The organism is Gammaproteobacteria bacterium (assembly GCA_015709635.1).
GTDB lineage: Bacteria > Pseudomonadota > Gammaproteobacteria > Burkholderiales > Nitrosomonadaceae > Nitrosomonas.
This window is the reverse complement of record CP054180.1, coordinates 1,500,060-1,525,311: the sequence shown is the minus strand read 5'-3', so window position 1 is coordinate 1,525,311 and position 25,252 is coordinate 1,500,060. Positions and strand designations below refer to the sequence as shown.

General features: G+C 49.3%; 31 protein-coding genes and 1 pseudogene. 15 read left to right on the top strand and 17 right to left on the bottom strand.

Translation table 11 applies throughout. The features are described from left to right. Window positions 1–113: 113 nt before the first annotated feature. Complete coding sequence (locus HRU78_06990; GenBank protein ID QOJ23431.1) at window positions 114–983, bottom strand: phosphoribulokinase; 870 nt, start codon at window positions 981–983, stop codon at window positions 114–116. A gap of 201 nt (window positions 984–1,184) precedes the next feature. Here HRU78_06990 and HRU78_06985 point away from each other — a divergent pair, with 201 nt between their 5' ends. The 3 genes from HRU78_06985 to HRU78_06975 all read left to right on the top strand — a co-directional run bounded on the left by HRU78_06985 (window position 1,185) and on the right by HRU78_06975 (window position 2,943). After that, window positions 1,185–1,724, top strand: a complete 540-nt coding sequence (locus HRU78_06985; protein QOJ23430.1) for a hypothetical protein — start codon at window positions 1,185–1,187, stop codon at window positions 1,722–1,724. Between the two features lie 276 nt (window positions 1,725–2,000). Then, window positions 2,001–2,522, top strand: coding sequence for a hypothetical protein (locus tag HRU78_06980; GenBank protein ID QOJ23429.1), 522 nt, complete (start codon window positions 2,001–2,003; stop codon window positions 2,520–2,522). Window positions 2,523–2,580: 58 nt separating this feature from the next. After that, complete coding sequence (locus HRU78_06975; GenBank protein ID QOJ23428.1) at window positions 2,581–2,943, top strand: exosortase system-associated protein, TIGR04073 family; 363 nt, start codon at window positions 2,581–2,583, stop codon at window positions 2,941–2,943. A 233-nt stretch (window positions 2,944–3,176) separates the two neighbouring features. Here the strand turns inward: HRU78_06975 and HRU78_06970 are convergent, their stop codons facing one another. Further along, complete coding sequence (locus tag HRU78_06970; protein QOJ23427.1) at window positions 3,177–3,626, bottom strand: hypothetical protein; 450 nt, start codon at window positions 3,624–3,626, stop codon at window positions 3,177–3,179. A gap of 218 nt (window positions 3,627–3,844) precedes the next feature. Here HRU78_06970 and HRU78_06965 point away from each other — a divergent pair. Beyond that, window positions 3,845–4,177: pseudogene (locus HRU78_06965) on the top strand (DUF839 domain-containing protein). Window positions 4,178–4,386: 209 nt separating this feature from the next. Continuing rightward, a complete protein-coding gene (locus tag HRU78_06960; protein QOJ23426.1) occupies window positions 4,387–5,379 on the top strand; it encodes an IS110 family transposase in 993 nt (330 codons plus the stop codon). Between the two features lie 268 nt (window positions 5,380–5,647). Here the strand turns inward: HRU78_06960 and HRU78_06955 are convergent, their stop codons facing one another. From HRU78_06955 to purE, 12 genes are all read right to left on the bottom strand, one after another. After that, entirely contained in the window at window positions 5,648–5,977 is a 330-nt protein-coding gene (locus HRU78_06955; protein QOJ24957.1) for a hypothetical protein, read from the bottom strand. A gap of 41 nt (window positions 5,978–6,018) precedes the next feature. After that, a complete protein-coding gene (locus HRU78_06950) occupies window positions 6,019–6,480 on the bottom strand; it encodes a hypothetical protein (protein ID QOJ23425.1) in 462 nt (153 codons plus the stop codon). A 321-nt stretch (window positions 6,481–6,801) separates the two neighbouring features. Next, complete coding sequence (gene ppa, locus HRU78_06945; protein ID QOJ24956.1) at window positions 6,802–7,335, bottom strand: inorganic diphosphatase; 534 nt, start codon at window positions 7,333–7,335, stop codon at window positions 6,802–6,804. Between the two features lie 115 nt (window positions 7,336–7,450). Further along, window positions 7,451–8,296, bottom strand: a complete 846-nt coding sequence (locus HRU78_06940) for a carotenoid biosynthesis protein (protein ID QOJ23424.1) — start codon at window positions 8,294–8,296, stop codon at window positions 7,451–7,453. 175 nt (window positions 8,297–8,471) lie between these two features. Then, the gene (locus tag HRU78_06935) at window positions 8,472–8,738 is read right to left on the bottom strand and encodes a hypothetical protein (protein QOJ23423.1); all 267 of its coding nucleotides are present in this window, start codon (window positions 8,736–8,738) and stop codon (window positions 8,472–8,474) included. Then, the gene (locus tag HRU78_06930; GenBank protein QOJ23422.1) at window positions 8,710–9,000 is read right to left on the bottom strand and encodes a BrnT family toxin; all 291 of its coding nucleotides are present in this window, start codon (window positions 8,998–9,000) and stop codon (window positions 8,710–8,712) included. Before HRU78_06930 ends, HRU78_06935 begins: the two co-directional genes overlap by 29 nt. Window positions 9,001–9,403: 403 nt before the next feature. Continuing rightward, window positions 9,404–9,628 (bottom strand): type II toxin-antitoxin system HicA family toxin, encoded by a 225-nt coding sequence (locus tag HRU78_06925; GenBank protein ID QOJ24955.1) that lies wholly within the window; start codon window positions 9,626–9,628, stop codon window positions 9,404–9,406. After that, a complete protein-coding gene (locus tag HRU78_06920) occupies window positions 9,621–9,842 on the bottom strand; it encodes a type II toxin-antitoxin system HicB family antitoxin (protein QOJ23421.1) in 222 nt (73 codons plus the stop codon). The genes HRU78_06925 and HRU78_06920 overlap by 8 nt, the downstream gene beginning before the upstream one ends. A 317-nt stretch (window positions 9,843–10,159) precedes the next feature. Continuing rightward, window positions 10,160–10,570, bottom strand: a complete 411-nt coding sequence (locus HRU78_06915) for a hypothetical protein (GenBank protein QOJ23420.1) — start codon at window positions 10,568–10,570, stop codon at window positions 10,160–10,162. 67 nt (window positions 10,571–10,637) lie between these two features. Continuing rightward, a complete protein-coding gene (locus HRU78_06910) occupies window positions 10,638–11,525 on the bottom strand; it encodes a phosphoribosylaminoimidazolesuccinocarboxamide synthase (protein ID QOJ23419.1) in 888 nt (295 codons plus the stop codon). 10 nt (window positions 11,526–11,535) lie between these two features. Then, window positions 11,536–12,669: a 5-(carboxyamino)imidazole ribonucleotide synthase gene (locus HRU78_06905; GenBank protein QOJ23418.1), complete on the bottom strand. Its 1,134-nt coding sequence runs from the start codon at window positions 12,667–12,669 to the stop codon at window positions 11,536–11,538. Continuing rightward, window positions 12,669–13,157, bottom strand: coding sequence for a 5-(carboxyamino)imidazole ribonucleotide mutase (purE, locus tag HRU78_06900; GenBank protein ID QOJ23417.1), 489 nt, complete (start codon window positions 13,155–13,157; stop codon window positions 12,669–12,671). The genes HRU78_06905 and purE overlap by 1 nt, the downstream gene beginning before the upstream one ends. Window positions 13,158–13,390: 233 nt before the next feature. Between purE and HRU78_06895 the strand changes: the two genes are divergently transcribed. From HRU78_06895 to HRU78_06870, 6 genes are all read left to right on the top strand, one after another. Next, window positions 13,391–13,822 (top strand): biopolymer transporter ExbD, encoded by a 432-nt coding sequence (locus HRU78_06895; GenBank protein QOJ23416.1) that lies wholly within the window; start codon window positions 13,391–13,393, stop codon window positions 13,820–13,822. A 62-nt stretch (window positions 13,823–13,884) separates the two neighbouring features. Next, complete coding sequence (locus tag HRU78_06890; protein ID QOJ23415.1) at window positions 13,885–14,526, top strand: superoxide dismutase; 642 nt, start codon at window positions 13,885–13,887, stop codon at window positions 14,524–14,526. A gap of 11 nt (window positions 14,527–14,537) precedes the next feature. Continuing rightward, a complete protein-coding gene (locus HRU78_06885; GenBank protein ID QOJ23414.1) occupies window positions 14,538–15,182 on the top strand; it encodes an ATP phosphoribosyltransferase in 645 nt (214 codons plus the stop codon). A 37-nt stretch (window positions 15,183–15,219) separates the two neighbouring features. Continuing rightward, a complete protein-coding gene (gene hisD / locus HRU78_06880; protein QOJ24954.1) occupies window positions 15,220–16,521 on the top strand; it encodes a histidinol dehydrogenase in 1,302 nt (433 codons plus the stop codon). Between the two features lie 50 nt (window positions 16,522–16,571). Further along, complete coding sequence (locus HRU78_06875) at window positions 16,572–17,396, top strand: RNA methyltransferase (protein ID QOJ23413.1); 825 nt, start codon at window positions 16,572–16,574, stop codon at window positions 17,394–17,396. Between the two features lie 50 nt (window positions 17,397–17,446). Then, window positions 17,447–17,806, top strand: a complete 360-nt coding sequence (locus tag HRU78_06870) for a hypothetical protein (protein QOJ23412.1) — start codon at window positions 17,447–17,449, stop codon at window positions 17,804–17,806. A 4-nt stretch (window positions 17,807–17,810) separates the two neighbouring features. On the opposite strand, the gene uvrB is transcribed toward HRU78_06870, so the two are convergent. Continuing rightward, complete coding sequence (gene uvrB / locus HRU78_06865) at window positions 17,811–19,841, bottom strand: excinuclease ABC subunit UvrB (protein ID QOJ23411.1); 2,031 nt, start codon at window positions 19,839–19,841, stop codon at window positions 17,811–17,813. A 78-nt stretch (window positions 19,842–19,919) separates the two neighbouring features. Between uvrB and HRU78_06860 the strand changes: the two genes are divergently transcribed. Next, window positions 19,920–21,113, top strand: coding sequence for a pyridoxal phosphate-dependent aminotransferase (locus tag HRU78_06860; protein ID QOJ23410.1), 1,194 nt, complete (start codon window positions 19,920–19,922; stop codon window positions 21,111–21,113). 38 nt (window positions 21,114–21,151) lie between these two features. Here the strand turns inward: HRU78_06860 and flhC are convergent, their stop codons facing one another. Next, entirely contained in the window at window positions 21,152–21,688 is a 537-nt protein-coding gene (gene flhC, locus HRU78_06855) for a flagellar transcriptional regulator FlhC (GenBank protein ID QOJ23409.1), read from the bottom strand. 37 nt (window positions 21,689–21,725) lie between these two features. Further along, complete coding sequence (gene flhD, locus HRU78_06850) at window positions 21,726–22,043, bottom strand: flagellar transcriptional regulator FlhD (GenBank protein ID QOJ23408.1); 318 nt, start codon at window positions 22,041–22,043, stop codon at window positions 21,726–21,728. 187 nt (window positions 22,044–22,230) lie between these two features. On the opposite strand from flhD, the gene HRU78_06845 reads away from it, so the two are divergent. The 3 genes from HRU78_06845 to HRU78_06835 all read left to right on the top strand — a co-directional run bounded on the left by HRU78_06845 (window position 22,231) and on the right by HRU78_06835 (window position 25,144). Beyond that, entirely contained in the window at window positions 22,231–22,383 is a 153-nt protein-coding gene (locus HRU78_06845; protein ID QOJ23407.1) for a hypothetical protein, read from the top strand. A gap of 253 nt (window positions 22,384–22,636) precedes the next feature. After that, window positions 22,637–23,602, top strand: coding sequence for a methyltransferase domain-containing protein (locus tag HRU78_06840; protein QOJ23406.1), 966 nt, complete (start codon window positions 22,637–22,639; stop codon window positions 23,600–23,602). Window positions 23,603–23,887: 285 nt separating this feature from the next. Next, on the top strand, window positions 23,888–25,144 hold the full coding sequence (locus HRU78_06835) for an OFA family MFS transporter (protein ID QOJ23405.1): 1,257 nt from the start codon (window positions 23,888–23,890) through the stop codon (window positions 25,142–25,144). Window positions 25,145–25,252 lie beyond the last annotated feature (108 nt).

Here is a 25,252-nt window from a genome sequence, read left to right as displayed (position 1 = left end):
ACTGGGAAGAGATTGCGTGCCGCGCATTTTCGGGCAGGCAGATTAATTCAGAATCCGATAAGTGCACAATACATGTTATCGTGATCCATGAATTAACCGGAACTTATTACGTTCTACGCTCTGCTTTTAGCGACAATGTCGAGAATCAGCGGTGTCAATATCAACTCAATCGCCATGCCCATTTTTCCACCCGGAACAACAATGGTGTTCGGACGGGACATGAACGAGTCATGGATCATTCTCAACAAGAATGGAAAATCTACTGTTTCCGGGTGTCTGAAGCGAATCACCACGAGACTTTCGTCCAGTGTCGGGATTTCCCGGGCGATAAACGGATTGGAAGTATCGACTGTGGGTACGCGCTGGAAATTGACATGCGTGCGTGAGAATTGCGGTGTAATGTAGTGAACATAGTCATGCATGCGGCGCAAAATAGTATGCGTAACCGCTTCGGTCGAGTAACCGCGCGCATTGGTATCGCGGTATATTTTCTGAATCCACTCGAGATTCACGATCGGCACCACACCAACCAGCAAATCGACATATTTGGCGACATCGGCTGTATCGCTTTTCGCGCCGCCATGCAGGCCTTCATAAAACAACAAATCCGAGCCAGGAGCAATCGATGACCAGGGCGTAAATGTGCCTGCTTTCTGTTGCCAAGGCTTAGCTTCTTCATCGTTATGCAAATATAAACGCGTTTGGCCGCTGCCGCTCTCGCCATATTCCTTGAAAAGCGCTTCCAATTTCTCAAATTCATTGGCTTCCGGACCGAAGTGACTGATTGCGCGGCCACCGTTTTTTTCCGATTCGACCACGGCTTGTTTCATCGACTCGCGATCATAGCGATGAAAGCTATCGCCTTCCACGATAGTGGCTTTCAGCTTTTCGCGGCGGAAAATATGTTCAAAACTGGTTTTAACCGTTGAAGTACCTGCGCCTGATGATCCGGTAACAGCGATAACCGGGTGTTTTTGCGACATTCTTATTTTCTCCTAAAATATATCACTATTAAAATTTTGCATCCTATATGATACCTTTTTTCTACTACTCTTTGACAGGGGTAATTGTTGGATGCCGTGCCGGGCAAAAATAGACATAGCGGCGATCCGTATGAATCGGATTCCCAGTATCCAGCTGTGATTGACTTTGGGCTCTGAAGCACAAGATATGGAGTAAACACCATGAAAATAGCCAGGCAATTGTTGATACCGTCAATAACCTGCATGCTAGCGGCTTGCGTTAATTTACCATCCGGCCCCAGCGTGATGACTTTGCCGGGTTCCGGCAAAAGCTTCGAACAATTCCGCCATGATGATTATGATTGCCGCCGCTATGCGTATGAGCAAATTGGCGGCCTGACGCCGCGGCAATCGGCGCAATCCAGCGGCTTGCAAAGCGCGGCTGTTGGTGCCGGATTGGGCGCTGCGGCAGGCGCGGCGATTGCCGGCGGCGGTGGCGCGGCAATCGGCGCCGGTACCGGCTTACTAGCCGGCGGGCTAGTGGGTTCAGGTACCGCCAGCACATCCGCGTACGTCAATCAGCACCGCTATGACATGAGCTATATTCAATGCATGTATGCCAAAGGGCATCGCGTTCCCGTGTCCGGCAGAGTTACCGGCGATGCGCCCCCGGTTTCCGGCAGCGGCGCTGTTCCGGCGCCTTCCGGCTTTAATCCGCCATCGCCGCCTCCTGGCAATCCGCCCCCACCACCGCCCCGGTAATTAGCGATGGCCGGTCTTATTATAAGCTAGATGATAAAGAAAATACTGGCGGCACATCTGTGAAGCTTTATCGCCAGCAACACAAATCCAAGCTTGAATAAAACCATCAGGCTTACCAAACAATTAATAACTCAGTATCATAATGCGCTAGAATAAAACAAAAAATCCGGTCGGCTGATTCACCTGCAGTAGCAATCAGTAACCGGGATGACAACATAATTTAGTTTTTTTGCGAACCGTATCTGAACATTAAGATAAGAACATAGGAGTATAACTGTGCATCCGATAGTACCTGTTATTATGTCGCTTGGCGCCATTTTGTTTCTGATAGGAATTGGTGCCCAAGCTTGGTTTGGCGTTAAACGAATCAACACCATCAAACTACGCGGAAGGGAATATAAGCTCTGGCAGTTTATGGCAGCCACTGTAGGGTTGGGTATCACGCTATTCATGGTCTCGGTTTTGATCCCGAAATACGTACCATACCAGCCGGAAAACGCGTCTCAGGCAGCACAACCGGTAATATCCGGCAATCTGAAATACGAATTGGAATCCACGCTATCCAGCCTGAATCTCAATAACGATGCCATGATGGTAGCCATCAACCGGTTCCAGATCGAATACCAGGCGGCATCGCAAAAAGGCGACAAAAACACGATGGATTTGCTTGCTTTGGAAATGGCCTACCGGATCAGAATGGAGCTGGAAAAAAGAGAAGTTCCGGCAAGCCGAATCGAGCGCGAAGTTGAAAGAGTTCTTGCAATTTTAAAGCAGCCGGCCAAACAAGACGGCAAATAGGAAAATAATCCGGCATTTCGGTAAAATAATCGATTCTATTCGTATTTAGGATTTACCAATGAAAAAAACGATTCGAGCTTTATTCATTATGTTTGTACTAACTTTAGCAGCACCTAATCTTGCACTGGCCGATCAATACCCGGACAAAGTGGTTGAGAAACTGGGAAATGGCATTGCGAATGCGGTGACCGGGTTTGCTGAAATACCAAAAACGATAACCATTGTCGGCAACCGGGATGGCGTTGTTCACGGCATGACGGTCGGTTTGCTTACCGGAGTTGCCAATGCCGTGGGGCGCACATTGAGCGGTGCTTTCGATATCGCAACATTCTTTGTGCCGACGACACCTTTCGTCAAACCAGCCAATATCTGGGATGATTTCAACCGGGAAACCACTTTTGTCGAAGCGCATATGCGTTAACAATCTTATTTTCTCTGCCATCGCTCACGCTAAGCGGAAAAGCCGTGGCAGAGAATGATCGTTGCAAAATAAGAAACATCCCAAAATTAAGGAAACGCTGATTAATTCGGCGAACGAGATGAAGCACGAGGCGCACGGAACACAGCAACCGAGACATATCAACAGGATAGACGAGGGAGCGAGTACCGCGCAACGAAGTGATTCGCTCGTATAGTCAATTAATCAGCATTTCCTTAAATAGAATTGCTGAAATTTGCCGGCGGTGAATCCGCCTCCAAGCATTCGCTAAACTTATAACTGTCTTCCTCTTCGGTGAATCCTTCACTTTCGACCAATTCGAAGCTGACACAGTCCTTCTTTTTAAAAGAATAGCGGTATTTGTCCGGATGGCCTTTTTCAGGCAAAGCAATTTCATGGAATAGACCGCCCTGAATCCACCAGCGCCCGGATTCAATAAAGCTTTTCACCGTTTCATCCTTTTCCGTGAAACTGAATTCGATGCGGTAAGTACCGTCGGCATTTCTTACCTGCTTCCAGCGCTTCAAAGCACCACCCTCTTCCAGATATTCGCCTGTCCATACGCCAATCAGTTTGACATCAAGTACCGGGCGCTGGTTAATGGTTGAAATCATTTGACACCCCAACAAAACAATCGCTACGAATAACAAAAATAACAACTTCATTTATTTCTTTTCCTTTATTACAGTTGCTTGACTGAAGTCATCGTTACTCACTTATCTGCATCGCCCCGACACATCAGTTTCAATAAAATTATCGCATTTCACAATGAAGAAACACAGACAGTGTTTCCACTTATCTTGCCTATGCAATGGTATCAAAAAGGCTTTTTATGCAGTGATTCCACAGCCAAGCGATCTTTAATCGATCAGATAATCGTCCTGGATTACCGGTAGGCGGAGTTTTTAACGATCCTGACAATATGGCGATTGATGCCGAAGGTCATATGTATATCGTTGAAGATCAACCCGGCGGTCAAGCCGATATTTGGTTCGTCACCGACGCCGATAACGATGGCATAGCCGAATCGATCAGCCGCTGGGCCTCCATGTCTACTCTGGGTGCTGAACCAACCGGACTCTATTTCGACAAATTCAACCCCAACGTGGCGTATGTCAATGTACAGCACCCCTTGAGCGGCGATGATCGAACCATGATGATCGCTGTTCCTGAACCGGAAACCTTGTATATTAACCCGACAAGAAAATTGTATTAGAGTAATACCAATTTCTGGGGAAGTCGACCCAACCTTAAGCTCCGAGCTTGTACGTAGAAAGGCTCCCCGCCCTCGTCATCCATATCGTGGAGTATCCAAGGTCTGTAAGCTTAGCTTCTGAACCTGAATTTGCAAGGAAGATAGATGAAGTGCCAGGGTCAGGGAAACCAGAAAGCATGATAACAAAAATGATTTCGAGGTGATAAGCAATGAATCACATTGGTATTGATGTTTCAGGTAAAGCATTGAGTGTGGTGGTCAGTGTTAATGGCAAGCATCGAAAAGCACAACCGTATGAGAATGCACCGGAAGATCATAAACGCTTAGTTGCTTTGATTCAAAAATTGCAGGGTGAAAGCATCGTGTGTATGGAAGCGACAGGTATGCATCACTTTGATCTGGCCGTTGCCTTGAGCCGTTCCGAAAAGATTACGGTAACGGTAATCAATCCCAAAGCTGCTCATAACTTTGCCAAGGCACTGATGCAGCGGTGTAAGACCGACAGTATTGATGCGGATGTATTGGCGAGCTATGCCGAGCGGATGCCGCTTGTTCAATGGCAGCGCCCAAGTGAAGAAGCGCTTGCGTTACGCGCTTTAGCGCGCCGCATTTCCGCAACCAACAAAATCAAAGCGCAGGTGAAGAATCAGTTAGGTGCATTGATGGTGACTCAGGAAACACCGGAAGTGATCCTCACGCAGACAAAAAGTTTGATTGGCACACTTGAAGAACAAATTGCTAGTTTCCGTATCAACGCATTGAGCATTATTAACAGAAACCAAGAATTACGTGAGATTTTTGCCTTGATTACTAGCATGAAAGGTATTGCCGAAGCCTCTGCCATTCAGTTGCTAGGCGAACTATTGACTATGCCTGATGATTTAACGATCAAACAATGGGTAGCCTATGCAGGCTTGGATCCGAGGCACTTTGAATCGGGCGGTAGCGTGGTCAAGCAAACAAGGATTAGTAAAGCAGGCAACCGGTATATCCGCCAAGCCTTATACATGCCTGCGTTGGTGGCAAGCCGCAGCGAGCCTCATGTTGCAGCTTACTACAAACATTTACAGGAAAAACGTGGGTTACTGAAAATCCAAGCATTATGTGCAGTCATGCGCAAAATACTGCATGCAATTTACGGCATGTTACGCAGCAAACAGCCTTTTGATGGCCGTATGTTTTTTCGTATGGAAACAACATGATTTCTTAAAAATCATTTGCAAAAAGAGAGAGTATCTACGCCATGCTATTGATTGGCGTAGGTTTGGTGGGTGCCTCTGCTTGCCGCAAAAAAATCGTGACACGCGTTGGTTAAGTAGTTCCCCGCCCCAGAAAAATCTATTGTCCTGAGCAAATCGGTTGTTAATGAAATGTCCACATCCACTATCCGCCGGATTTTCTGGCGGATAGTGGATCAAGCAATTTTGAAATTATTTCTGTGGTAACAAGCAATAATTTTTAGTGTAGAAACTACAGTAGCGTAAAACCGATTTCTTTATTGACACTATCCTTCACGGTACTGAGCGCCGCATTGATCGCCGCTTCCGCAGCGAGAACACCAAGTCCTTCGATCGTCATCAGCACCATGCGCGTTGCATTCTTTTGCATCTCAAGATGCAAAGCGGCTTGTTCCTTGTTGATCTTGCCGGTGGCTTGCAGTGTCTCGATCATCACCAAGGTTTGCGCGAGTTTCTTGGCTTCAGCTTCGCCATACTCTTTGACGTCGGGCCATTTTTCCGCAAGGCTGCCATTCAGCGCAGCGAGTATGTCTTTTCCCAGTTTAATCGCATCCAGGCTCATCATTTTCTCCTTAGATTCAGCTTGTCATTGTTGACCCAAAGTTACTCACCGCGGCGCTTTGCAAGTTCCAGCTTCAGAATTGCCGTAAAGCTGGTATTGAAATGCGAACGTACGAGTGTGATTTGATCCTTGGACAAGCACGCAATTTTGTGAAGTTTTTCAAGATTGTCCAAATTACCGGCCAGTAATTGCGTCTCTTGCGTGGTGATGTCATTTTTAGGAATTGCCGCAACACGGACAGTGATTGCACTGATATCCACTTTGGTTTCATCATAAAATTGCTTGTGGTTTTCATAAGTGCACTCCGGTAAGCCTTCCACCGATTCCAGTGCCACCAGATGCGCTTCGGTTTTCCGCTGCAAATCAGTTACCGCCCTATCGGTAGTCTCATCGTAACTGCTGATCAGTTTTACCGTGCAACCGGATACGGCTAATGCCACCGCAAGACAAACAGAAACTAAAAAAACAGTGAATCGCGGAATTGTTCGATCAATTTTCATCATATGTCACCTCCTGTTGGGAATTACCCGGTTAATCGATGGGAAAGCTTGACACATACGACTACATTCAATACTTCTATGGAAATTCTGAAAAAGATAGCGAGTGACGTCAGTCAAGGCGAAATCAGGAGAGAAAGCACAGTTTACGAGTAATAAAGGAGCACTTTGAACCTGGTTTCAATGCTACATGACCGAGCGCAACAGTTTTTCATCACTTTCCAAAGCTATTTTCAGTCAGAAAATTGCCCTATTTTTGCAAACAGCCATGGCATAGTGCCGAAGTATTGATCAATTGACAAGTCGCGCCACGGTCGCAATCGCCGTTCAGCCGGCGGTTTTTGCCATGTCGATCGCACGCATCACCATGTCGCGCGCTTCGCCGGAATCGCCCCAGCGGCCGACGCGCACCCATTTTTCCGGTTCGAGATCCTTGTAATGTGTAAAGAAATGCTCGATCTGCTGAAACACGATATCCGGCAAATCGTCGCGTTCGCAGACATGCGCGTAGTACGGAAACGTTTTGTTATCCGGCACGCAGATCAATTTTTCATCACCGCCGTGCTCATCCTCGAGGTGCAGCAGCGCGATCGGCCGAGCGCGCACCACGCAACCGGCGAGAAACGGCGAGCGGGCAATCACCAGCGCATCGAGCGGATCGCCATCATCGCACAACGTGTGCGGAATGAAACCGTAGTTGGCCGGATAACGCATCGGCGTATGCAGGATACGATCGACAAACAAGGCGCCGGATCGTTTATCGAATTCATATTTGACAGGCTCGCCGCCGGTCGGCACTTCGATGACGACGTTGACATTGGCGGGCACATTGGCGCCTACGGGAATGGCATTGATATCCATGGAATTTAATTTCTCGCTGATTTTGAAGGAAATAGAATCGGTCTTTTGATCGCTTTTGAGTGTACTGGTGACTCTAAGCACTGTCAAACCGCTGCGTGTGGTGCATTATCATTCTTCAAAGCTTGTTCAAGGGCGACCAAGGATAATCTTGCAGATGCTGCCGCAGTTCTTCTTCACGGTAACGATTGATCCGCAAAATAGCTAAAACGATCACCATCACAATCGGCAGCGTAAAAATCAGTATGCCGGTCAGCGCAATCAGATACTCACCGATCCACAGCGTGACCACCCAGTTGAAGATCAGCACCGACAGATAAAGAACCGGCCCCAGCAACGAGCGGAACGGCATCGCAAACACACCATGCGGTGCCGTCGCGTCGCGTTTACGGTCGATCCGCTGGAAAGCGGCCACCAGCACAAAACTAGTCAGCAGCCAGCCGGCGTAGTTTGAAACCGGCACACCGAAATGCAGCCCGTTCTCGTAATAACCATAAATCTGCCCCAGAAACCAGCGGTCGCCCTGCAACGCCACCGGGTCGATGATGATGTCCAGAAAGGTTTGCAGAAAAGCACCCAGCACCAGTGCAGCCCACGACTGCCGGATAGCGCGCGTTTCCAGCGTGATCAAATCCGCACCTTTGGCCGCCAGAGGCGATAGGATGAACAACGCCGTCGTATAACTGCAATACGTCAGAAAAACATACGATAGCGAATCGAAAAAAGGCACACCCCATACCCATAATTCGCGCTGGCTGGTGTCGTCGATGTAATAATACCAACCGTAAGGAAATCCAGTGGTGATCGAAAGCTTCTCCGAGGCAAATGCAATCAGATAGCCAACGACAGCAAAAATCAGCATCTTACGCCAACCCACATGCGGAACACAGGCCAGCAAAAATGCCGCAAAAAAACTGAATACATATGGCCGCATGACAAGGGTGTCAATGGCGATATCAAGCATGAACAACTCCTTGGCTGATGGTGTGGATTAATGGGTTAGGTGCTTGGTAATCTCTATTCGAGACTACGATGAATCCGCAGGAATGGCAGGATAAGCTATATTTCCGGCAAGATCGCTGATTCTTAGATTTTATCTCGGATGATGCAGGCTTATCCGGATTATTTACTTAACAGGTTCATTCCTGTTCGGTTAAAGCTGAGTCTGATACTGAAGGTTTGTCGTAAGCATCGACATAACTATCGATCAGATTTCGAATCATGCGCTGATATTGCGTATGGTGTTTCGCTGCTTCCGCCTTGAAGAATTCAACGCTTTTCTTGCTGAGCGCAATTGTCACCTTCACGCCCTCTTCCCGGAAAGCAAGCTGTTCGGGCGAAGGTAGAAAATCTTCAATGATTTTGGCTTCAATCGGCTCATCCTGATACTTGATTTTCTTGCTCATAAATTACCTTTCCTTTGCGCCAATAACCGGCGCCGAATATACGAATCACACCGCCACGGTAGGTAAATCGAACGGTAAGAATGCCGCCTTCAACCGCGCCGAAACAAAAATAACGCTTTTCCGTTTCGCTATGCGCAATATCCTCGGCAATAACACGATTAGGATCGGCAAAGGCATATTGCGCCAAGGAAAAAGCAACACCATGTTTCTTCTGATTCTCAGCATCTTTATCCGTGTTCCACTCAAACCGAGCTTTCTTCATGGAATCAGCTTAGCATATCGATATATCAGATTCCATATAAAAATATGGCTGTCAATGGAATCATGATTTGGAGGAATTCGGCAAAAGCGGATTAATGCATGTGTGACTCTAATTGTATGACACAAAATCCGCTTACTAAGATAACCAATACGTGAAGGACAATGCCCGCAGGTATTACGCCCTATCGCGCTTTCGTTCGGTGCGATCATTCGGCAGGTGATTAGGGGCGGAACACTTTCAGCTCTTGCCTTACACGGATTGAGGAAAATTTTTGTCCCGGATGACGCAAGCTTATCCAGGCTACTTGCTACTTGCTGGTGTGGCGGATGTAGTTCTTTGCGGTTAAATCCCGGAGACGCAGGCTTAGCCGGATTATTTGTTGCGGCGATTAAGCCGTGCCATGCTACAAAACCTCGAATTCACTTCTGGCAATTCCCGATTGGCGGATGATAGATTGAAGCGTTCCGATGCGTATTTCGGAATGATTGGGCACAGGCACGGTAATCGTTGTGTTATCCATTTTTTTCTGCATCACAACATGACTGCCGCGCCGCCGGACTTCGATAAAACCATGTTGTGCCAAAATAGCACACAATTGCTGTCCAGATAAAATCCGCAACTTACCCAACGGCAATCTCTAGGCGGGTTATATAAATTTCATCATGCAACCGCTGCTGAATTTCTTCCGCCGATGCGGTTTCGAAAAACAATTCCAACGCTTCCCGCAGGTTCTCACGCGCTTCGTGAACGGTATCGCCTTGACTGGCGATGTCGAGCTCCGGACAGAAAGACACATAACCGCTGCCTTCACGTTCAATGATGGCGGTCATTTGTTTATTCATGGGGTTCGCTCCGAGATTTGATTTGTAAAAGGAAGATGAACGGATTTTATTGCGCATCGCATTATAAGTAAATCTCATGATCGGATTCTGCGAGATGTATGTATAAATTTGCTCCGCGCGCCCTGCGCCTATCCCCGCGGCAAGACCGCGGGGTATTACGGTGCAGAAAACCAAAAACGGCGCGCTACGCTGACTTCAAAAACACAAAAACTATAATGCTCCCCGTGGCAAGACCACGGGGAATCGCAAGTTCAATGTAATTGATGAAGGAAATTTTATCTCGGATGGCGTTCTGGCTTATCCAAGTTATTTTCTACTTACTTGATATCATTCCATTCTTGTAAAACTCTTTCGCTAATAGCTTTTGAAAACGTATCAAGTTGACTTCTATATTTCTCGATGTTTTTCTCTTCGGCTGCGATTCGAAGAGCTTCTGATTCAGTTTTAAATGACCTTTTTTCTGTTGTGTTATGAGCGAATAAAAGTAATAGCTTTTGCTCTTTAGCAATAAAGTCTGCCTTAGCTTTAGGCAGTTCTTCATTATTATTAGCTGGTAATCCATAAACCAATTCGGCAGCTCCGATAAGTTCTGCCTCAGCATCTCGAAGGCTATTCATCCATTTCTCGCGAATATTCTTCTTCCAAGAACGAACAGCCCAGATTAAACCAATAATATTTACAATCAAAATGTAAAATACAGGATTACAAAGAATTGTTAATTGTTGCACCTATTACTCCTCATTTATCAGATTATAGTTAAGTATCGCATAGCAAGCTCATGCTTAAGCAATACAACTACTCCATCAACAACCTCAACGCTTCCAGATACTTCTCCACCGTTTGCCGTAACACATCGTCCGGCAATGCCGGCGCCGGGGCTTGTTTATTCCAATCCTGCGTTTCCAGCCAATCGCGCACGAATTGTTTGTCGAAGCTTGGCGGGTTTTGGTCGGGGTGATATTGATCCGCAGGCCAGAAGCGTGATGAGTCGGGGGTAAGGACTTCGTCGATCAGGTAGAGCTCGCCTTTTTCATCCAGACCGAATTCGAATTTGGTGTCGGCGATGATGATGCCGCGTTGCAAGGCATAATCGGCGGCTTCGGAATAGAGTTGGATGGCTTTGGCGCTGACTTTGGCGGTTAATTCCCGGCCTAGCAGTTTTTCCACCTTGGCGACGGAAATATTTTCATCATGCGCACCGGCGGCGGCTTTGGTTGAGGGCGTGAAAATCGCGCCACCTGGCAATTTGTCGGCAAGTTTTAATCCGGCAGGCAATGGAATGCCACAAATTGCGGCGGTCTGCTGGTAATCCTTCCAGCCGGAACCGACCACGTAGCCGCGTACGATGGCTTCGATCGGCAGCGGTTTCAGGCGGCGGATCACGAACGCGCGCCCTGCCACTTGATCGCGCTCGCTGTCGGTCACGACCGATTCCGGTGCGATGCCGGTCAGGTGATTCGGCAGGATGTGCGCAAGCTTGTCGAACCAGAATTGCGACAATGCGGTGAGGATTTTGCCTTTGCCGGGCACGGCAGTCGGCAGGATCACGTCGAACGCCGACAGACGGTCGGTTTGCACGATCAGCAGTTTGTCGTCGCCGACGGCGTAAATATCGCGGACTTTGCCGCGATGTAAAAATGGCAAGCTTTTGATGGAGGTTTCAAACAATGCGGTTTCGGTCATGGTATTCGCTTCACTTGGATTCGAGTTGTTGTTTGATGCGCAGCGCCTCGCTCAACGCGGTTTCGGTATCGTTGCCCAGCACGGTGTAATGCCCCATTTTGCGCCCTGGGCGTGCTTCGATTTTGCCGTACAGGTGCAATTTAACCGCCGGGTGTTGCAGCACGACATTCCAATCGGGATCGCCGTTGCGCCACACGTCACCGAGCAGGTTGACCATCACGGCGGGGCTGAGCTGCGTGGCGGCACCGAGTGGCAGGCCGCACAGCGTGCGCACTTGTTGCTCGAATTGCGACGTGACACAGGCATCGATCGAATAATGCCCGCTGTTGTGCGGACGCGGCGCGATTTCGTTGATCACCAGCTCGTCGTCGTGCAGCACGAAAAACTCGACGCACAACACGCCTTGATAATTGAGCTGCTTCGCAACCTGACCCGCGAGAGCTTGCGCCTTTTCGGCCAGCAGCGGAGAAATCCGGGCGGGCACGATGCTGATATCGAGAATGCCGTTGACATGCTGATTCTCGGACACTGGAAACATCGCTGTTTTCCCATCGCTACCGCGCGCGACCACCACCGAGATTTCGCTTTTCAGCGGCATGAATTTTTCCAGCACGCACACAGCATGGTTCAATTGCTCGTAGGCCGCCGGAAATTCTGCCGCGGTGGTAACCTTGACCTGACCTTTGCCGTCGTAACCGAATTGGCTGACTTTCAGAATGCCAGGCAGAAAATCCGCGGCATCCTGATCGGCAAAATCATCCGGCTGCTGGATGACCGCAAACGGTGCAACGGCAAAACCATTGATACCCAGAAATTGTTTTTCTGCAATCCTGTTTTGCGCGACCGAAACACTGTATGCATCCGGACTGACAACACACGATTTGGCCAGCTTTCGTAGCGAATTCGCGGGAATATTCTCGAATTCGGTGGTGACGGCGGCGCACTGCTCGCCCAGTTTCTGCAGCGCGACCGGATCGTCATAATTCGCGCAGATAAACGCATCGGCGATGCGCCCGGCTGGACTGCCGCTATCGGGATCCAGTACCGTGACTTGGTAACCCATTTGTTGCGCGGCTTGCACGAACATGCGCCCGAGCTGCCCGCCGCCGAGCACACCGAGCATGGCCCCAGGCATCACCGGCATTATTGCGGCAACTCGGCGCTGAGAACCGACTCGGTTTGTTTGCGCCGGTATTCGTCCAACTGTGCACTCAATTCACTGTTATTCACTGCCAATAGCGCCACCGCAAACAGCCCGGCATTCGCCGCTCCGGCCTGGCCGATGGCAAATGTGGCGACCGGAATGCCTTTCGGCATTTGTACAATCGACAACAACGAATCCAATCCTTGCAAATGCTTGGAATTGACCGGAACACCGAGCACCGGCAGCGTGGTTTTCGCCGCGATCATGCCGGGCAGATGCGCCGCGCCGCCAGCACCGGCGATGATGCATTTAATACCGCGCGCCTTGGCTTCCTCGGCGAATTGAAACATCAAATCCGGCGTGCGGTGCGCCGAAACTACTTTGGCTTCATGCGCGATATGAAACTCATCCAGGACAGCAACTGCATGCTGCATCACATCCCAATCGCTGGTACTTCCCATCACAATACTCACCAATGGTTTAATCATTTCACGGTAACTGGTAAAAAATTAACGATAAATATCCACTCATAATGTTGTACTATCACACCCTGAAACACGGCTGGCTATTTTATAAGCCTGCGCAATAATCGTGTTATGTATTTCGATCGCTGCAATCGATGGGCTACTGGTATTATACTCGCCTGCTTTAACAGCACGCTTTTCACTGATGTGCGTTTACCAACTCAATATTCATTGACATTGATATAACCGGTATTTGAATGAATTTTCAACGCGGAAAACAGAGTAACGAACCGGAAATCAATCTGATCCCGATGATTGATGTGCTGTTGGTCATCCTGATTTTTCTGGTGGTGACCACGACGTATTCGAAATTCGCCGAACTTGAAATCAGTTTGCCGGAAACCAATGCGGAAAAAGTCGATAAAAACGTTGAAAAGCCAAACAGCATCGATATCACCGTCAGCGCGCTGGGCGAATATACCATCAATCTGGCGCCGGTCAAATCGGGCAGTATCGAAAGTCTGCGCGATGCCTTGCTGACAGCGGCCAAAGGCCATGAAGATCCGTTCATCATTATCAATGCCGATGCCAAAGCCACGCACCAGTCCGTGATTACCGTGATGGAAGCCGCGCGTCTGGCAGGTTACAATAAAATCACATTCACCACGGAAACGAGCAATACCCAATAACGGGGGTTCGCATGTTTGAACTGTTCAAAAATTACTACAATAAACTCACTAAGGAGGCCACGATGTCTACTGTCAATGTCGATAATTTTTCCCAAGCCGCGCAAGCGGGTTCGCAATACGTTCTGGCGCCCCTGCCCTACGCCAACAATGCACTGGAGCCGGTAATTACCGCCAATACATTGAGTTTTCATTACGGCAAGCACCACAAAACCTACGTCGATAACTTGAACAATCTGTTGGCGAACAATCCTTTGGCAGGGCAATCGCTGGAGCAGATCATCAAAGCAACCGCCGGGCAAGCGGACAAAGCGGCGATTTTCAATAACGCCGCGCAAGTGTGGAACCACATGTTCTACTGGCATAGCCTGAAACCCAACGGCGGCGGCGAACCACCAGCAGTACTCAAGCAAAAGATCGAATCGGCGTTCGGCAGTCTGGATGCGTGCAAAAAGGAATTCGCCCAAGCGGCATTGACGCAATTCGGCAGCGGCTGGGCGTGGCTGGTGCTGGACAACGGCAAAATCTCCGTGGTTAAAACCGGCAACGCCGAAACACCGCTGACAAAAAATGTCCGCCCGCTATTGACTATCGATGTATGGGAGCACGCCTACTATCTGGATTACCAAAACCGCCGTGCCGATTACGTCAACACCATTCTGGACAAATTGATCCATTGGGATTTTGCCGCCGCTAATCTCGGATAATTTTCCCATTTATGACTGCTATTACCATCGCCCTGTCAAAAGGGCGAATTTTTGAAGATACGGCGCCGCTGCTCAAAGCTGCCGGCATCGAAGCGCTGGATGATCCGGAAACATCGCGCAAATTGATTCTGTCGACCAACCGCACCAATGTCCGTTTGGTGATCGTGCGCGCATCGGATGTACCGACTTACGTGCAATACGGCGCCGCCGATCTCGGCATCGCCGGGAAGGATGTGTTGCTGGAACACGGTGGCGCCGGTTTGTATCAACCGCTGGACTTGAATATCGCGCGCTGCCGCATGATGGTCGCGGTGCCTGACGGTTTCGATTATGACTCTGCCGTGCGGCAAGGCGCGCGGCTGCGCATCGCCACCAAATATGTGCAAACCGCCCGGGAGCACTTCGCCGCAAAAGGCGTGCACGTCGACCTGATCAAATTGTACGGCTCGATGGAGCTGGCGCCGCTGGTGGGGTTGGCCGATGCCATCGTCGATCTGGTGTCGAGCGGTAACACGTTAAAGGCCAATAACCTGAAAGCCGTGGAAGAAATCATGCCGATTTCGTCCCGGCTGATCATCAACCAGGCGGCGTTGAAACTGAAAAGAGAGACTATTCAGCCCATACTGGATGCTTTTTCTGCAGCGATAGAAAAGTAAATTCTCACACACTTACCCGCATTCCAACGATGTCATGATTCAAATAAAACGATTCAACTCAACCGATCCCGATTTCGATTCCAAGCTCGACAAGCTACTGGCTTTTGAGGGTGCACAGGATGATGCGGTCGATTCCACGGTAGCCAAAATTCTTGCGGATATTAAAATCCGTAAGGATACCGCACTGATCGAGTACACCAACCGCTTCGACCGGCTCAACGTGGCTTCCGCCAAAGCGCTCGAACTGACACAGGATGATTTACAGCAAGCGCTGGCGGTACTGCCGTCAACCGAGCGCACGGCATTGCAACAAGCCGCCGGGCGGGTGCGTAGTTATCACGAAAAACAGCCATTGAGTTCATGGCAATACACGGATGCAGACGACACGTTGTTAGGACAAAAAATCACACCGCTGGATCGGGTTGGGCTGTACGTACCCGGCGGCAAGGCATCGTATCCCTCGTCGGTGCTGATGAACGCAATTCCGGCCAAAGTGGCGGGTGTGAAAGAATTGATCATGGTCGTGCCGACACCGGATGGCGAAAGAAACGATATGGTGCTGGCGGCGGCAGCGATCAGCAAGGTTGATCGGGTATTTACCATCGGCGGCGCGCAAGCGGTCGGTGCACTGGCATACGGCACTGAAACGGTACCGCCGGTGGATAAAATCGTCGGTCCCGGCAATGCGTACGTCGCCGCCGCCAAGCGCCGCGTGTTCGGCGTCGTCGGTATCGACATGGTGGCCGGACCTTCCGAAATTCTGGTCATTTGCGACGGAAAAACCGATCCCGATTGGATCGCCATGGATTTGTTTTCGCAGGCGGAACACGACGAACTTGCTCAATCCATTTTGCTATCTCCGGATACGCAATTTCTCGATCGCGTGCACAGCAGCATCAATCGCCTAGTAGAGAAAATGCCGCGTCAGAATGTCATTCGCGCTTCACTGGAAAATCGCGGTGCGCTCATTCAAGTGAGAAATCTCGATGAAGCCTGTGAAATAGCCAATCGGATCGCGCCCGAACATTTGGAATTATCGGTTGAGCACGCGGAAAGCTGGCTCGATAAAATTCGCCATGCCGGCGCCATTTTCATGGGTCGTAATGCCTGCGAAGCGTTGGGCGATTACTGCGCCGGTCCCAATCACGTGCTGCCGACTTCGCGAACTGCGCGATTTTCTTCTCCGCTGGGCGTTTACGATTTTCAGAAACGCAGCAGCCTGATCCAAGTTTCGCAACAAGGTGCTGCCAAACTCGGCGAAATCGCGTCCATCTTGGCCTACGGAGAAGGTTTACAAGCACATGCCCTGTCGGCGGAATACCGCTATAAAAATCGTTAAGCCCCGGTAGCATCGTCACGATGATTTACAGGTGAGCGTGGGAACCCAGCATGCCGATCATTACCTCACGCGACCATCCCCTTATCAAGCAGCTCATCAAGCTGGAGGGATCAGCGCAATACCGTAAGAAAACCGGGTTGACGCTACTCGACGGCATTCATTTGATTCAAATCTATTGCTCGGTGCTGGGCGCGCCGGAAAATCTGATCGTCAGCCAAGCGTATATCGACGATGCCGAGAATGAGCATTTTCTTACCATCCTCTTCGGTCATGTACCTCCGACACTGACGATCGTCAGTAATGCTTTATTTCATGCGATATCACCGGTTAAAACGCCGTCCGGCATTCTCGCGCTGATCACGCAGCCCGGCTTGAAGAAAGATGTGAGCAACGGCAAGGAGACATTCAGTGTTTTGCTGGAAGCCATTCAGGATCCCGGAAATCTTGGTTCTATTCTGCGCTCCGCAGCCGCAGCCAGCGTCAAAGATGTTTATTTATCCAAGCAATGCGCCGATGCCTGGTCGCCCAAAACCCTGCGTGCCGCCATGGGTGCACATTTTTTCTTGCGCATCCATGAAGATAGCGATTTGCAAAAAATCGCCCAGCAATTCTCCGGCACGATCATTGCCACATCGATACAGGCCACGCGGAATCTTTTTGAAATCTCGCTAGTCGGCCCCACCGCTTTCGTATTCGGCAACGAGGGCGCCGGATTATCCAAGGAAATGATTCAAGCATCGAACGAGAACATCGTCATTCCCATGCCCGGCAAAACCGAGTCATTGAATGCCGCAGCCGCAGCCGCCATTTGCTTTTTCGAGAAGGTCCGCCAGGAAAGAGCATTTGCGGCATCAATCAATATTGGAACAAAATAACAGGCGGTGTATGATACCGCACCCATCAGAACAGTTACTTTGGAGCACTTATGAAAATTTCTTCCCTATCTCTCATCGTTTTGGTGGGATGCATATTATTCAACGCTTCCCAGGTCATGGCGATTCACCATGAACCGCAAGATTCGCAAGCACCGCAACAAGCCTCGAATGGAAACATGGCGAATAACGAAGGAACCGTCGTTTCCGTCATCGATACCACCGGTTATACCTACATGGAGCTGGAAAACGGCGGCAACCGTTTCTGGATCGCAGCGCCAACGACTAAAGTCAACAAAGGCGACCATATCCGTTTCGTTCAAGAAATGGTGATGACTAACTTCACCAGTAAAACCTTGAACCGCACTTTCGGCACGCTCATTTTTGTTTCTTCCACGCAAGTGAAGAAATAACCGCTCAAGCTACGTCGGTGAAACCGATCAGCAGCTTGTTCTTGAGACCTTTCAGTTCATCGCGGTATTGGGCTGCTTGCTCGAATTCCAGATTCTTGGCGGCATTCAGCATTTTCTTTTCGACTCGTTGAATTTCCTTGGCCAATTGTGCTTCATTCATCGCATCGTAGCGCGCCTGCACCTGCGCAGCCTTGAGATTCTGCTGCGCCGATTCGTGGTTATAGACGCCGTCGATCAGATCTTTAATCCGCTTATGCACCGAACGCGGTGTAATGTGATTGCGCAGATTATGCTGTAATTGCTTTTCGCGCCGCCGGTTGGTTTCATCGATGGCAACACGCATGGACCGGGTTATGTTGTCGGCGTACAAAATCGCTGTACCGTTGATATGCCGGGCGGCACGGCCGATGGTTTGAATCAGTGAACGCTCGGAGCGCAAAAAACCTTCCTTATCCGCATCCAGAATCGCAACCAGCGATACTTCCGGTATATCCAGACCTTCGCGCAATAAGTTGATACCGACCAGCACGTCGAATTGTCCCAGGCGCAAATCGCGGATAATCTCGACACGTTCGACGGTGTCGATATCGGAGTGCAGATAACGTACTTTGATTTGATGATCAGAAAAATAATCCGTCAAATCTTCCGCCATGCGCTTGGTCAACGTCGTCACCAGCACACGCTCATGCTTCGCTGTGCGCAGAGTCACCTCGGACATCAAATCGTCCACCTGCGTTGTAACCGGACGCACTTCAATAATAGGGTCGACCAATCCCGTCGGCCTGACCACCTGTTCCACCACTTGGCCGCTATGTTGCTTTTCGTAATCGGCAGGCGTGGCCGAGACGAAAATAGTTTGCGGCATCCGCTTTTCGAATTCCTCAAAGCGCAACGGCCGGTTATCCAGCGCCGATGGTAAGCGGAAGCCATAATTCACCAGATTTTCCTTACGCGAACGGTCACCCTTATACATGCCGCCGATCTGCGGTACGGTAACATGGCTTTCGTCGATGATCATCAGCGCGTTATTCGGCAGATAATCCAGCAGTGTCGGTGGCGGTTCGCCGGGCTTCTTGCCGGATAAATGACGGGAATAATTTTCGATGCCTTTGCAAAAACCCAATTCATTCAGCATTTCCAGGTCGAACCGGGTGCGTTGCTCCAGGCGTTGCGCTTCGACCAACCGGTTTTCCTGATAGAAATACTCCAGCCGTTCGCGCAACTCGGTTTTGATCGTTTCCATCGCGCGCAACGTCGTGCTGCGCGGTGTGACGTAATGACTGGAGGGGTAAACGGTAAAGCGCGACAGCTTTTGCAGCATGTGTCCGGTCAGCGGATCGAATAACGATAAGCTATCGACCTCATCGTCGAATAACGAGATGCGCAACGCGGCTTCCGAATTTTCCGCGGGAAACACATCGACCACATCGCCGCGCACACGGAAAACACCGCGCTTGAATTCCAATTCATTGCGCTCGTACTGCATTTCGGTCAACCGCTTGATGACATCACGCTGCGACATTTTTTCGCCGTTGCGCAAGTGCAGAATCATGCCGTGATAATCCACCGGATCACCAATACCGTAAATGCACGACACCGTGGCGACGATGATGGCATCATCGCGCTCCAGCAGCGATTTGGTCGCGGATAAACGCATTTGCTCGATATGTTCGTTGATGCTGGAGTCTTTTTCGATGAATAGATCGCGCGCGGGAACATACGCTTCGGGCTGATAATAATCGTAATAAGAAACGAAATACTCGATGGCGTTTTCCGGGAAAAATTCGCGCATCTCCGCATACAGTTGCGCCGCCAGCGTTTTATTCGGGGCGATTACAATGGCCGGACGGCCAAGACGCGCGATCATATTGGCGATCGTGTAGGTTTTTCCGGAACCGGTAACACCCAATAAGGTCTGAAACGCCAGACCATCGCTGATACCTTCGACCAATTGCTCAATTGCCACCGGCTGGTCACCCGCCGGTTCAAAAGCTTGCTGTAATTTATACGGACTATTGGGGAAGGTTACGATCACAGGTATAATTCCATTATTGAATTGTTTTTTCGTGTCATTCTAACATGTTGGTCTATTTATTTTAGTGCGAGGATTTTTGTGGAACTCTCTAGCCGCGTTCAAACCATCAAACCATCTCCTACTCTTGCAGTCACTGCCCGGGCCGCAAAACTCAAAGCGGAAGGCAAAGACATCATTGGATTGGGAGCGGGCGAACCTGATTTCGATACCCCTCAGCACATTAAAGATGCCGCCATCGCCGCGATTAACAAGGGATTAACCAAATACACCGCAGTCGGCGGCACACCGGGTCTGAAAAACGCCATTGTGGCTAAATTCAAGCGGGAAAATAATTTTGATTTTGATGCCAAACAAATTCTGGTTTCCTGTGGCGGCAAACAGAGCTTTTTTAATCTGGCGTTAGCGGTGATCAACCCGGGTGACGAAGTCATCATCCCCGCGCCTTATTGGGTTTCTTATCCGGATATCGTGCTGATCGCAGAAGGCAAGCCGGTTTTTATCGACACCGGTATCGAACAGAATTTCAAAATCTCCGCACAGCAACTGGAAGCCGCGATTACCCCGAAAACCAAGATGTTTGTCATCAATAGCCCGAGCAATCCGTCGGGTGCGGTTTATACCGTCGATGAACTCAAAGCGCTGGGTGCCGTATTGCGTAAGCATCCGCACATTCTGATCGCAACCGATGACATGTATGAGCATATCCTGCTGTCGGGTCAGAAATTCAACAACATCGTCAACGCTTGTCCGGAATTGTTTCCGCAAACAATCGTTCTGAATGGTGTTTCCAAAGCGTATTCAATGACCGGATGGCGCATCGGTTATTGCGGCGGTCCGGCTCGCATCATCACTGCAATGGAAAACATACAATCGCAAAGCACATCCAACCCGAGTTCCATTTCGCAAGCGGCGGCCGAAACGGCGTTGAACGGCGATCAATCCTGCATGAATCCGATGATTGCAGCGTTCAAAGAGCGCAATATCTTTGTCACCGAACAATTGAATCAAATCAATGGGGTGCGTTGTTTGTCTTCGGAAGGCGCATTTTATGCATTCGCCGATGCTCGCCAATCGATTCGCGATTTGCATAAAAGCAGTTTGCTCAGTACACCGACCGATATCGCATTCAGCGAATATCTGCTGGAAAAAGCGGGCGTAGCCGTAGTTCCCGGTTCCGCTTTCGGATGTGAAGGTTATATGCGTTTATCTTTTGCCACTTCAATGGACAACTTGAAGCAGGCGTTAAGCCGCATTAAAAACCTGCTGAAATAATCCAGCCGACATCAGCGGATAATGATGCTGATGCCTGCTTAATGAAAGTTTGCCAAAGCCGCCTTTTTGGTCTTTCCGGCGCGCGAAGGAATATTGCACAGACCGCAAACGTGGTTGGAGTGAATCTCCAATGAATGCACGACAAACTTTCCGCGGCAATTCACACAAGGCGCGATACACAATACACCGCTGTCCACGAAGCGCACCAAAGTCCACGCGCGTGTCAAACTTAATACTTTTTCTTGTTGACTGACCTGGATGTGTTCGATGTAAAGCCGGTAACTTTTAATCAGCGCATCGATGCCGTCAATTCCGGTATTTGCTGTTACGTAATTGTAAATATTGATGAATAACGATGAGTGCATATTCGGTTGCCAGCTCATAAACCAATCTTCCGAATAAGGCAGCATACCCTTGGGAGGAGATACGCCTCTGATTTCTTTATAGAGTTTCACCAATCGCTCGCGGCTCAGATTGGTGTTCATTTCTAAAACCTGGAGCCGGGCGCCCAGTTCGATTAATTCCGTTGCTAAATGAATTTGCTTGGCTTCGGTAATAAGGCTTCGATTGCGCATGATATTTTCTCCTCTGGCTGTTCGATTGAAGCGTAGGTTAGGCAATGGCTTCCGCCGATTTACCCGCCATTAAAATGGCCGCATGCGATTTGGTAACGGATTGATCACGATTATCGCTCGATAACATATCCGCAATCAATCGATCGTCAAAACGAAAGCGGCACAGCAGCATATTGGAAGCCGCCATTTTAATGAGTTGCGCAGAACTCAATCGATCCAGAATATCCGCGATGTCTTGATTAATCCCTAGGCGATACATCGCCGACACCCTGTCGTCGCGCAGCATCTGTTTGGCCAGCAATAAATAACTTAAATTGATGTCCCTGATTTCATCTAAAAGTTGATTGGTTTCCATTTCATCACCCCTTCCAATTAAAAATTATTTTCAACAAACCCCTGTAACGCACAGGTGAAATTTTCAATGATGTGACAGTGGAAGTAAATGGAAGTTGAGCTTAAACAGAGTTAGGTAATCTTCTTATCGCAATGTAGGAAATTTACCTACACGCGAAGAGCCTTATTTTATCGGGCTTGGGAATTGGATGGTGGCTAAAGCTGCTATGATAGCGACCAAATTCCACGCAACTTTAGAAAATAATAAAAATATTTTGAATACATTTTCGACAGCAGACAATCATCATATCATGCCTCAAGAAGCGATCAATCTAAGAAGTACTGCGGGAAAAAGGCTCTAAATATCGTAATTTAAAATACTTCGGCATGACCTACACCTTCCACTTCCAATCATTCGGTCAATCAACCGGCTATTTGAACCATTAGCGCGGCAATATTTGCCGGTCTTATTCTTTGTCAGTTTATATAAAACGAACAGTAAAAAAGCTTCAATACAACCAACACAAGCCCTTGCGCTGGCTGGCATGATCATTGCTGTATAGGCTTCACAGCAACCCCTTATAAACCCGCAGTATTAAATATTCAGGAATCCCTATGAAAAACAAATTCGACAGCTTGGAGCTCGGTCAATTCATCCCTCTGCATTACCATCACAACATGCTGAATGATCCCTTCCGCATGAAAGGCTTTAAAGAAGCGATTGATTTAGTCGTCAAGCCCGGCGCTAAGGTTCTGGAGTTAGGTGGCGGTACCGGTGTGCAATCGTTTTTTGCCGCGCAAAAAGCGCAGAAAGTTTATTGTGTCGAACGCAACCCTGAATTGGTCAATGCTGCGCGCAACTTACTTGCAAAAAACATCAATGGCGATAAAGTCGAAGTCATCCAGGCTGATGCCATGCATTATTTGCCGCCGGAACCTGTCGATGTGGTGATCTGCGAAATGCTGCACACCGGCTTGTTGCGTGAAAAACAAATGCCGGTAATCGATTCCTTCAAAAAGCGTTACCTGGAAAAATTTGGCGGCCCGCTGCCTGTTTTCGTACCGGAAGGTAGCATTCAAGCCATTCAACCAATTGAGCAAAACTTCAATTTTGAAAACTTCCATGCACCTACGATTTTATTTCAAGATCCTTATTTCATTCAGGAAAGAAGCAAAAGCCTCGGAGATCCCGAAGTGTTTCAATTGCTGTCTTACGAAGAACCATTCAGTCAGATTTGTGCGTGCGATGGAGAAATTCTTATCACCGAAAACGGCCAACTCAATGCCTTGCGGCTCATCACCAAAAATATACTGGCCATCAATATGCAGACATACAGCACCATTGACTGGCACACGCAATACATCATCTTCCCGTTAGCCGAGCCGATTAAGGTATCCAAAGGTGATCAAGTTGCCATCAACTTCAGTTATCCGGGCGGAGCCCCTCTCAATGCATTGCCAGATTCACTGCAAGTTCGCCTGATGAGTAAGCATACCCCGATGTTGGAATTTGCGCTGGAAGCGTTGAATCAATCTGCTGAATTTCCAGCTACTGCTGCAGAAAATACCGCTGTCTTGTAATCATTGTTAGTCAGAGCCACCCTACAGGGTGGCTCTTCCCATTCTTCACGTCATTCGAGTTTTCAATCGTAGTGCGGCAACAAAATAACAACTAACCGATTAAGTTATCAGCAGCAACCTTGACTCTACACCACGCGATTCACCCTCCCCAGTAGCATTTTGACTTCTCCCAAAGTTAATCGAAGCAATCGCCCGGATTAACTCCCAACAAAGATCAAGAACCGGTATGATCGGCAAAAGCGGCTTTGCATCTGGCAAAAGTACCCTTTTAGAAAAAAAAGTAATATGACTCAACATGATTTGAAATTATTCGGCATGAAAGCGGTAAAAGGCCGCTGGGGATTTGTGGCCATCGGATTATTGATCAATGTTTGCTTGGGATCGATTTATGCTTTCAGTGTTTTCCGCAAACCGTTGGAAGGTTTGTGGGGAATTACGTCGAGCCAGAGCGGTTATCCGTTCATGGTGTTTCTGGCCGTGTTTGCGGTTGCGATGCCGCTAGCGGGCAATCTGATCGCACGCTGGGGGCCGCGAAAAACGGCGATGCTCGGTGGTTTACTAGCGGGAACCGGATGGATCGCAGCCAGTTTTTCCGCAGATATTGTCACCCTGACACTTTTGTACGGTGTCATCGGCGGTGCCGGGGGCGGCATTGTGTACGGCTGCCCGATTGCCGTGGTGGCGCAATGGTTCCAGCGGCAAAGCGGCCTGGCAATCGGCTTGACGGTCATGGGTTTTGGCGTATCGGCATTGCTCATCGCACCGCTGATGAAAGCGATGATTCTTCTGCCGGATATCGGCGTCATGCATACGTTCTTCTATTTCGGCATCGTATTCATGATCATCATCACGTTGCTGGCACAGACCTTACGTTTCCCGCCAGCCGGGTGGGCGCCTGCGGTAGCACATATCACTGCGGTCGAAGCTGCAGTACTGCCCGCTCTGAATTTAGACCGGCAAGCCATGTTTAGAACCGTGAATTTCTATGCCCTGTGGGCGACCTACACCATCGGTTGTTTGGCAGGATTGATGGCGATCGGCATCGCATCACCGGTGGGTAGCGAAATCGCCAAACTGGAAGCGACCGCCGCAGCGCTCGCAGTGTCATTGTTTGCGGTATTCAACGGGCTCGGGCGACCGCTGTTCGGTGCTCTAACCGACAAATTGGGCCCGAAGCATACCGCTATGGTCTCATTCGCGATGATTTTGAGTGCATCGTTGCTGTTGTTCTTTTTCGGGCAAGACAATACCGTACTGTATCTGTTTGCATTCTGCGTGCTATGGATGTGCCTCGGCGGATGGCTGGCATTGGCGCCCACCGCTACCGGCATTTTCTTCGGCAAACAATATTACGCGCAAAATTACGGCGTGGTGTTTACCGCCTACGGCGCCGGTGCCATCCTCGGAACACTGCTGTCCGGCAGTATCAAGGACATCACCGGCAGCTATTTGCATGCATTTCCGGTTGTCGCCGGGCTGGCGGTTCTCGGAATGCTGATCGCCGCGGTAGGATTCAATTCACCGGGTAAACAGGCATCTTGAACTTGCTGCGTACCGCAGCGGCTCCACGACATGCCGCCGCTGATCTTCATATTCTCCCCCGCTGATAACAATTCATTTCGTTTTAAATCTCCCCATGTTAACCTTTAA